The organism is Flagellimonas oceanensis (assembly GCF_003992595.1).
In the GTDB taxonomy this organism is placed as follows: Bacteria; Bacteroidota; Bacteroidia; order Flavobacteriales; family Flavobacteriaceae; genus Flagellimonas; species Flagellimonas oceanensis.
This window is the reverse complement of the sequence record NZ_RZNA01000033.1, coordinates 1-8,721: the sequence shown is the minus strand read 5'-3', so window position 1 is coordinate 8,721 and position 8,721 is coordinate 1. Positions and strand designations below refer to the sequence as shown.

11 protein-coding genes are annotated in these 8,721 nt (G+C 34.9%); all 11 read left to right on the top strand.

Translation table 11 applies throughout. From position 1 onward, the window contains the following. A partial coding sequence (locus EO132_RS19455) for a hypothetical protein (RefSeq protein WP_205780344.1) occupies positions 1–435 on the top strand: 435 nt, incomplete at its 5' end. Between the two features lie 41 nt (positions 436–476). After that, positions 477–1,724: a multicopper oxidase family protein gene (locus EO132_RS09165; RefSeq protein ID WP_094998234.1), complete on the top strand. Its 1,248-nt coding sequence runs from the start codon at positions 477–479 to the stop codon at positions 1,722–1,724. A 21-nt stretch (positions 1,725–1,745) separates the two neighbouring features. Further along, on the top strand, positions 1,746–2,954 hold the full coding sequence (locus EO132_RS09160) for a hypothetical protein (RefSeq protein WP_127137562.1): 1,209 nt from the start codon (positions 1,746–1,748) through the stop codon (positions 2,952–2,954). 309 nt (positions 2,955–3,263) lie between these two features. Next, positions 3,264–3,635, top strand: a complete 372-nt coding sequence (locus tag EO132_RS09155; protein WP_009780794.1) for an ArsR/SmtB family transcription factor — start codon at positions 3,264–3,266, stop codon at positions 3,633–3,635. Positions 3,636–3,646: 11 nt separating this feature from the next. After that, entirely contained in the window at positions 3,647–4,246 is a 600-nt protein-coding gene (gene merTP, locus EO132_RS09150; RefSeq protein ID WP_127137561.1) for a mercuric transport protein MerTP, read from the top strand. Positions 4,247–4,262: 16 nt separating this feature from the next. Then, positions 4,263–4,595, top strand: a complete 333-nt coding sequence (locus EO132_RS09145) for a heavy-metal-associated domain-containing protein (protein WP_127137560.1) — start codon at positions 4,263–4,265, stop codon at positions 4,593–4,595. A gap of 82 nt (positions 4,596–4,677) precedes the next feature. Continuing rightward, the gene (locus EO132_RS09140) at positions 4,678–4,905 is read left to right on the top strand and encodes a hypothetical protein (RefSeq protein WP_099543803.1); all 228 of its coding nucleotides are present in this window, start codon (positions 4,678–4,680) and stop codon (positions 4,903–4,905) included. 54 nt (positions 4,906–4,959) lie between these two features. Beyond that, positions 4,960–5,589, top strand: a complete 630-nt coding sequence (locus tag EO132_RS09135) for a DUF2652 domain-containing protein (protein ID WP_099543801.1) — start codon at positions 4,960–4,962, stop codon at positions 5,587–5,589. Between the two features lie 60 nt (positions 5,590–5,649). Further along, the gene (gene merB / locus EO132_RS09130) at positions 5,650–6,258 is read left to right on the top strand and encodes an organomercurial lyase (protein ID WP_127137559.1); all 609 of its coding nucleotides are present in this window, start codon (positions 5,650–5,652) and stop codon (positions 6,256–6,258) included. Between the two features lie 52 nt (positions 6,259–6,310). Continuing rightward, positions 6,311–8,044: a mercury(II) reductase gene (gene merA, locus EO132_RS09125; protein WP_127137558.1), complete on the top strand. Its 1,734-nt coding sequence runs from the start codon at positions 6,311–6,313 to the stop codon at positions 8,042–8,044. 228 nt (positions 8,045–8,272) lie between these two features. After that, the coding region (locus EO132_RS19450; RefSeq protein WP_205780343.1) for a hypothetical protein at positions 8,273–8,721 on the top strand (449 nt) is incomplete at its 3' end.

Genomic DNA, 8,721 nt, shown 5'->3' with positions numbered 1-8,721 from the left:
GTTGGCCGCCATAGCGGGAAAACCACCAAGCAGGACCCAATCAGCGCGGTTATTAAAAAAAACAACTCCGCTTCTCTCCCACTTTTGTCTCCCTTTGGAGCAGGTTTGCGCAAAAAAAAATGGTTATGCCGAACTCACTCGGACGCACGATCGGAACTGAAAAGCTGCACGCTGAAAAAAACTGTGGTCGGACACAACTCGGACAAAAAAAAACGGGAGACAAAAGCCAAGCGCGCAAAGTGTTCTTCGGGCAAAACTCCAACGTCCACGTTCGCCACGTCGGCCAACAATGGCTATAATCCATTGCGGCACAGGTACAACCCCAAAATTCACTACTTTTATATCTGGCTTGATTCCATACCTCGAAATTCTGCCGAATTTCTCCGCAACGGAATCATAGCCGAACCGTTGTGGGTAATACAAAATAAAAATTAAGAAACAATTAATTACATTATGAACTAATAAATACAATAATTATGGACAGACGCGATTTCATTGCAACAGGTGCATTAAGCACAGCAGGGATGATATTTTTCCCGGGTAATCTGCTCGCTAAGGAGAGCAAAGAATTATTAAAGACAAAATTTCCACAACCCTTACCATTCAAACAAGATGGAGAATGGAAAGAGTTTGAACTTTATGTTGATGTCAAAATACAAGAACCGGCACCAGGTTTCTCATTTCACACATTGGCATTTAACGATATGGTGCCTGGGCCAGAAATCAGAGTGAATTATGGTGATAAAGTCAGGGTTAAATTTAAGAATAAGTCAAAATTAAATCACACCATTCATTGGCATGGAATGCATGTGCCTTGGCGTATGGACGGAGTACCAATGGTAACACAACTAAGTGTAATGCCCAATAATGAATTTATTTATGAATTTGAAGCAAAACCTATAGGGACCCATTTTTATCATTGTCATTGGGGAACCGTTTTACATATGCAAGCTGGCATGTTCGGTAGTTTAATAGTTGAAGACCCTAATGATACCATTAAAAAGCAATTCCCTTACGAGAGAGAATATACATTAATTTATTCTGCCCACGATGTAAATTTTATCAGGCAAGAAATGAATAGAATGTTGGAGCGCATGGATGAACGTTCTTATTTAATGAGTAAAGGAAGATTTGACCATGAACGTTGGGCAGTCTTTAATAATCATGACCAATTAAATGAATCTATTAAAAATGGATGGGAACCACCATACGCTTTAAACAGACGTGCACCTGCAGGAATTCCACAGGCTGATTGGTTTACAGTAAATGGAAAATCTTATCCTGATACACCATATCTTTTCATTAAATCTGGTGAAAACATCCGTGTTCGACTCATAAATGCTGGTGCTGAAATACATAATTTACACTTACATGGTCATGATTTTTGGATGGTAGCTGATGATGGTATTCCTATACCACAACCTTGGAAAAGAAACACAGTACCCCTTACACCAGGAAAGACTTACGATATTATTATCGAAGGAAACAATAGAGGTATATGGACATTCCATGACCATGACACACGAAAAGTAACTAATAATGGTCTGTACCCAGGTGGAAATTTGTTAGCTCTGGTTTATGAAGATTTACCTGAAGATGAATTGATTATCTCTAAGTATTCTGGAAACCCAATGTATAAAAATACAGGGATGAATATGAATTCAAATATGAAGAGTATGCTAATGGGCGATGACAAGCTACCCAAAATTGCTTTAGACGAATAATAACCAATAAATAAAGAAGAAATGAAAAAATATCAATTAACAATAGTATTCCTTGGGTTAATATTTATGCAAGGATATGGTCAAGGAAGAGGTGAAGATTTATTACCCGAAATAGAAATTGGCTTTAAAACCATTACAACAGGCAATTATTTTTCAAACAAAGGCACTCCATCCTTAAACATTCCAGTGTTGAATGAAGGAGAGAGAACGATTTCCGATTTTTCGGATAGTTATTTTATGATTGGTGCTAGACAGAAACTATATAAGGGATGGAGAGGTCAAATGGTTTTGGGATTTTCTTTTCCTGATGCCAATACCGGACTGGGTCAGGTTTTCTACAATCAAATAATGGTGAGAATTGAAAATAAAAAGAATATAATCACAATTGGGCGCACAACTACCCAAACAACATTGGGTTCGTTTACTACTTTTCGTGATGATGATGTAATGCAGTTTAATTATATTTTAAATCCATTCTCAAGTGGCATTAACACAGAAGACAACCAATATGCAAATGTTCTTGAGTACACCCGTATATTCAAGAATCGGTTATATGTAACATTACATGGTGAAAACTATCAATCTTTCAGTAACCCGAATGACTATTCTTTAAATGGTATAGGAGGTTCAATAGTTTATAGAGTGCCTGAAAGTCAGGTTTGGAAAAGGGAAATTATAAAAGAAATTGGGGTAAGTTCGGTAAACTTTGACATTGAAAACCCGAATTCACCAGGCTCAAACACTTATTTAAGTAATCTAGCCAGCTATGTAGCGTTAAATATTCACCCTGATCCTGTTCATTTCGTTGATTTTAAATTAATGAACATAACAAATTTTGGGATTGATGGTATTTCAGATATAACGAGTTATGATGATTATACAAGGAGCAAAAGCCAATCATTTTTTGGAATGGTTCGTTATTTAAACAGGAAACTTGAACGACCTAATTATCAGATATCATTAGGTGGTGGTTACAAGTCATTACCTGAGATCAATGGTGGAGCCAATCAGTATGTTCTTATTTCAAATATGTTTTACAGAATAGGCAACAATTTTGATTTATTGGTTCAATACAGATATCACGAAAACAGAGGTGAGTTAACTCCTTTGTTAGGCAAAAGCCAACATAGATTTCAAGTAGGATTATCCTTCTCTTTCAATAAAATATTCAATAATCAGTTTGATGACAGAAACTCAATTTTGAACTTAGAACATGGGTATATAAAGTAAGTACTACCCACAACATTGTATAAAAGCAATAGCGGGTAAAGTGGTAAATTCAAGGTCTGTACATCTAACAAACTTTTGTGATGTCGGAAAGGTAAATGCCTTGAAATCCGCTACTGCTTTTATACTTGACCGTTACCCACAAGCTGAAAACCAGCCGCATATTTTAGCACTTTCGGTTTTTCCCAACACATAAATCCAACGCTCTAAAAACCAAAAGAGCTAAAACTTTCCCAAAATTCGTAATTATGTATTTAAGTATTTGCTTAAATACATAATTAATTATATGTTTGTACCTATAAAACATAACTTATGAAATTAGAAATAACCTGTACAAGAGCGGAAGCCAACCATAAGCAGTTACAAAACTGTATGGAGGCATTGGATAATATGGAAGGGAGTTTTCAAAAAATGACAAAACTTTTATCAATTGCAGGAAGCGATGTAAGATTGAGAATTCTTTATTTATTGAATTTAGAAAATGAACTATGTCCTTGTGATTTAGCTGATATACTAAAAATGAGTGTTCCTGCGATCTCACAACATATACGTAAAATCAAAGATGCAGGAATAATCAATTCAAGACGAGATGGTCAAACACTTTATTATTCATTAAATAAAGATGAAACAGAGATATTTATTAGCATTTTTAAATCTATCGAATTAATTAGAAAAACAGCATAATTTATAAAGAAATGAAAACAGAAAAAACATCAAAAAATGCAGCATACACAGGTTTATTTGCTGCTGTAGCAGCATCATCTTGTTGCATACCACCTGTTATAGCATTAATAGCTGGCGTTGGAGGAAGTGCATCTGCACTATCTTGGATGGAACCTTTTAGACCCTATTTAATAGGTTTAGCTGTAATAGCTATTGGCTATGCTTGGTATGCTTACTTAAAACCCAAAAAAGCCGATGACTGTTGCGAAGTTGATGCAAAACCAAAATGGTATCAAACCAAAGGCTTTTTAATAGGCATTACATTGTTTGCAGCTATTTCAATTAGCTTTCCTTATTATTCTCATATATTTTATCCAGATAACAAAAAAGAAATTGTCATTGTTAATCAATCAGATATTCAAACCATAAAATTTAATGTTCAAGGAATGACATGTACTGGCTGTGAAGAAACCATAAAACACGCAGTTAATGAATTGGACGGGATTTTAGATGTAATCCCTTCTTATGAAAATGAAAACACTGAGGTTAAATTTGATAAAACCAAAACCTCGAAAGCAGCTATTGAAAAAGCCATAAATTCTACTGGCTATAAAGTTGTAAAACAGAAATAATTATAAAATAAAAATCATGAAAAAACTATTAGTAGTACCAATTCTAGCGTTGTTTTTAATTTCCTTTCAGGCAAACGCACAAAGTAGCAAAACAGAAGTTTTAAATGAAGTAGCAAGCAAAAATGTTAAAACAGTGACCTTAAAGCTTACTGGTATCACCTGTGCAGGTTGTTCCAATGCTATTTACAATGCATTAAAAGAAGTAGATGGTGTTTTAGAACATTCGGTTGAGTACCCTGGAGATATTGCTGTTATTGAGTTTGACGATTCAAAAACAAGTATCAAAGCCTTAAAGCTTATCATAGAAGAGAAAGGGTTTAAGGCAGAAGTTGTCAAAAATAAAGTTTGACCTAAAGAAAATTCCCCGAAGAGACTTCCTCGGGGCAATTTTATTTTTTTGTATTTAAGCATTTAATTAAATACTTTATAATATGAAAAACACAAATAAAGAATTGTTCAATCCGGACCACTTGGATTGTTGCATAGAAATTGGAGATTGTGAATTGCAAAATCCACCAAAAGAATTAATTGATAAACTTATTGGACAGCCCATCAGTGACTGTAAAAAAATTATTGAAGAGTTTCTTAAACCTCAAGAAAAATTAGTTATAAAATTTAAAAAGAAAATAGGGTTTAAAACTCAAAATGATAATCGCTAGTTAGCTTTTAAATGGACTGAAAATACAGTACTTAATTTAAAAAAAGATATCAAAATGGAAGTTTGTCACACCAGTAACCCAGCACTTATTCTTATACCAGATATTAGTGGGTTTACCAAATACATTGCCACTTCTGAAATTAGGCATAGTCAGGAAAAAATTGCACTATTGCTCGAATCAATTTTAGAAAATAATATACTAAATTTTAAAGTGTCTGAAATCGAAGGCGATGCTATTTTATTTTACAGTTATGAATTTCCATATTCAGCAACGGAAATCATTAATCAATGTCAATTGATGTTCGACAAATTCCATCAGAGAATAGATGAATTTAAACTATCGAAATGTATGTGTGGGTCTTGCCAAAAACTGTATAAGCTTTCATTAAAATTTGTACTCCATTTTGGACAACTTGGTTCTGTAATGGTAAAAGACTATTGTAAACTCTTTGGTAAAGATTTAATAATAGCACATCGGCTTCTTAAAAACAAAATTAGCTCAAATGAGTACATACTTTTCACGGAAAATTTTAGCAATCAATTTCCACTTATAGGCACTCATCTTGATAACCATACGGAATTGGTCAACGACATTTTCAATTTAGAAGACATCGGTGATATTGGTATTACTTATTTCGATTTGAAGGCATTAAGTTTAAAGAACAGACAAGGTACGACTTGTTAAAATGATCAGCATTTTCTTCGTGCGGAAAATGAAATAAACATAATCTAAATTATATACAAAATGAAAACAGCAAAGCAATATTTGGACAAACAATTAAACACCATGTTATCTGAAATTCAACTTGATGATAATAATTTTATCGTGAATGTCCAAAGGGAATTACTTAAAGGCAATCCACTGCCAAAAACAACATTTTATGCACTTATCGATGCAACTAAAGAGAAAGCTGATTCACTGTTGGAATTATTAGGAGAGCTAAATGAAAATAACCAAATTACAGCCTTTTCTGGTTTGTCGATCACACCTACTAACCACAAGTTTATAGTGCAAGGCAAAACACTTTATACTTGGTGTGCATTAGACGCTATATTGTTTACCGAATGGCTGGATGTTTCGTCCCAAATTATATCTCAAGACCCAATTGACAATTCTTTAATTGAGTTGAATATTGACTGTGATCATTTGGTATCATCTAATCCGTATCCAATATTTCTCTCTTTGGTTGAAAAAATGGACTCTTGCAATATCAGAGGCTCCTTCTGTAATCACGTTTCTTTTTTTGCAAGCGAACAAACCGCAAAACAATGGCTTGACAGCAATGCAAATGGCAAGATATTAACCTTGGAAGATCTGTTTGAATCGAATAAAATTGGCTTAAAATGTTGTTAAAAATAATCACCTATATTTATTAAGCACCACATAAAAACAAATCATTTTTAATATGAAGAATTTATTTAAAAAGAAAAACGAGTTATCTCAAAAAACAGAAACTGTTTCATTACAGATAGAAGGAATGACCTGTAGTGGCTGTTCATTACATATCGAAAAGGATATCAATAAAAAAGATGGTATTCTAATCAGTTCTGTGAACCACGAAACTGGTAAAGGAGAATTTACTTTTGATACTGCCAAGTTGAATAAAGAGGAATTGATTAACGCTGTAAATAGCATTGGTAAGTATACGGTTGTTAAAGGCAATGAAAAAGAGGATTGTTGTGATTCAATTTCGGATAGCACGACAGATAAAGCGTCCAACAAAGGAAAAAATCAATTCGATTTAATCGTAATTGGAGGTGGTTCTGCTGCATTTTCAGCAGCCATAAAAGCCGAAAGTTTAGGGCTTACCACGCTTATGGTAAATGGTGGTTTAGATTTTGGTGGCACTTGTGTTAATGTAGGTTGTGTACCTTCTAAAAATCTAATTCGAGCTGCCGAAACAGCTTACCACGCTACACATTCTAATTTTGCAGGAATAAAACCAAAAGGCGTTGACATTGATTTCGCACAAGTTATCAAGGATAAAAAAGCTTTAGTTGCTGCATTACAACAACAAAAATATATGGATGTGGTCAGTGATTTTAAAGGCTTGACCATGCTCAAGGGATGGGCAGAGTTTGTGGATACTAAAACCATTCTTGTAGATGGAAAAGACAAGTTCACTGCAACCAATATTATAATAGCCACGGGAGCAACCACCAACATACCTAATATCGAAGGATTAAATGAAGTTGGGTATTTAACTAATGTGTCTTTGTTCGATTTAGAAGAAAAACCAGAAAGCCTAACCATTATGGGCGCAGGTTACATAGGGTTGGAAATAGCAATGGCCTATAATCGTTTAGGTGTAAAAGTGCGCATCATTGAATTTACAGATAGACCTTTACGAAGTCAAACCGAAGACATTACTGGTGTTTTAGTTGAACAAATGAAAAGTGAAGGCATTGAAATTCTTCCAAATTTTAGAGCCTTTAAATTTGAAAAAGAGGGCAACAATACTATTATTCATTGTAACTGTCCTGATGGTTCTACAACACAAATTGTTGAAAAAGGACATATTGTTGTCGCGACAGGAACCACGCCAAACACGTCTAAATTAGGTCTAAAAAAAATAGACCTAAAATTATCAGAAAGAGGGCATATTGTGGTTAATGAAAAAATGGAAACTAATATTTCCAATATTTATGCAGCTGGTGATGTCACTAATACACCGCCATTTGTGTATACAGCAGCAACCGAAGGCAGTACAGCCGTTAATAATGCATTTTCATTATCAAAACAAAGTGTAGATTATGCATCATTACCTTGGGTAGTATTTACAGACCCTCAAATTGCGGGAGCAGGTATGGATGAAATTGAAGCTGAATCAAGAGGCATTCCTTTTGAAATATCAAAATTAGATCTAACACATGTACCAAGAGCTTTAGCTGCACAAGATACCAGAGGATTTATAAAGTTGATTCGTAATACGGAAACGGATAAATTAATTGGAGCAAGAGTAATAGCACCAGAAGGTGGTGAACTCATCCAACAATTAAGTATGGCTATTAAATTTGGAATTACAGTAAAAGATTTGGCTGAAAGTTTTTATCCATATTTGACACTTGGAGAAGGAATCAAATTAGCAGCAATTACTTTTGGAAAAGATGTTTCTAAATTGAGTTGTTGTGCAAGTTAATCCCTACTAAAAGCCATACACATTTGCAATTCGCTCAAAGCCACCACGCCATCAAAAATTGCAAAAGAGTATGTCTTGCCAACGCTCAATCCGAACATTTAAGAAAATATCGGAATTGAAAAGCAGAACGGAATAAAGCCAGTGGGTAACAACGTATATAAAAAATAGCAGTTAAGAGCTAAACTAAAAGTTTGGTTCTTTTCTGCTATCTTTGTTTTCAACTGAAAAATGGCACATACAAATCTGCTACTTTTCATATACAAGACCGTTGGCCGCCATAGCGGGAAAACCACCAAGCAGGACCCAATCAGCGCGGTTATTAAAAAAAACAACTCCGCTTCTCTCCCACTTTTGTCTCCCTTTGGAGCAGGTTTGCGCAAAAAAAAATGGTTATGCCGAACTCACTCGGACGCACGATCGGAACTGAAAAGCTGCACGCTGAAAAAAACTGTGGTCGGACACAACTCGGACAAAAAAAAACGGGAGACAAAAGCCAAGCGCGCAAAGTGTTCTTCGGGCAAAACTCCAACGTCCACGTTCGCCACGTCGGCCAACAATGGCTATAATCCATTGCGGCACAGGTACAACCCCAAAATTCACTACTTTTATATCTGGCTTGATTCCATACCTCGAAATTCTGCCGAATTTCTCCGCAACGGAATCATAGCCGAACCGTT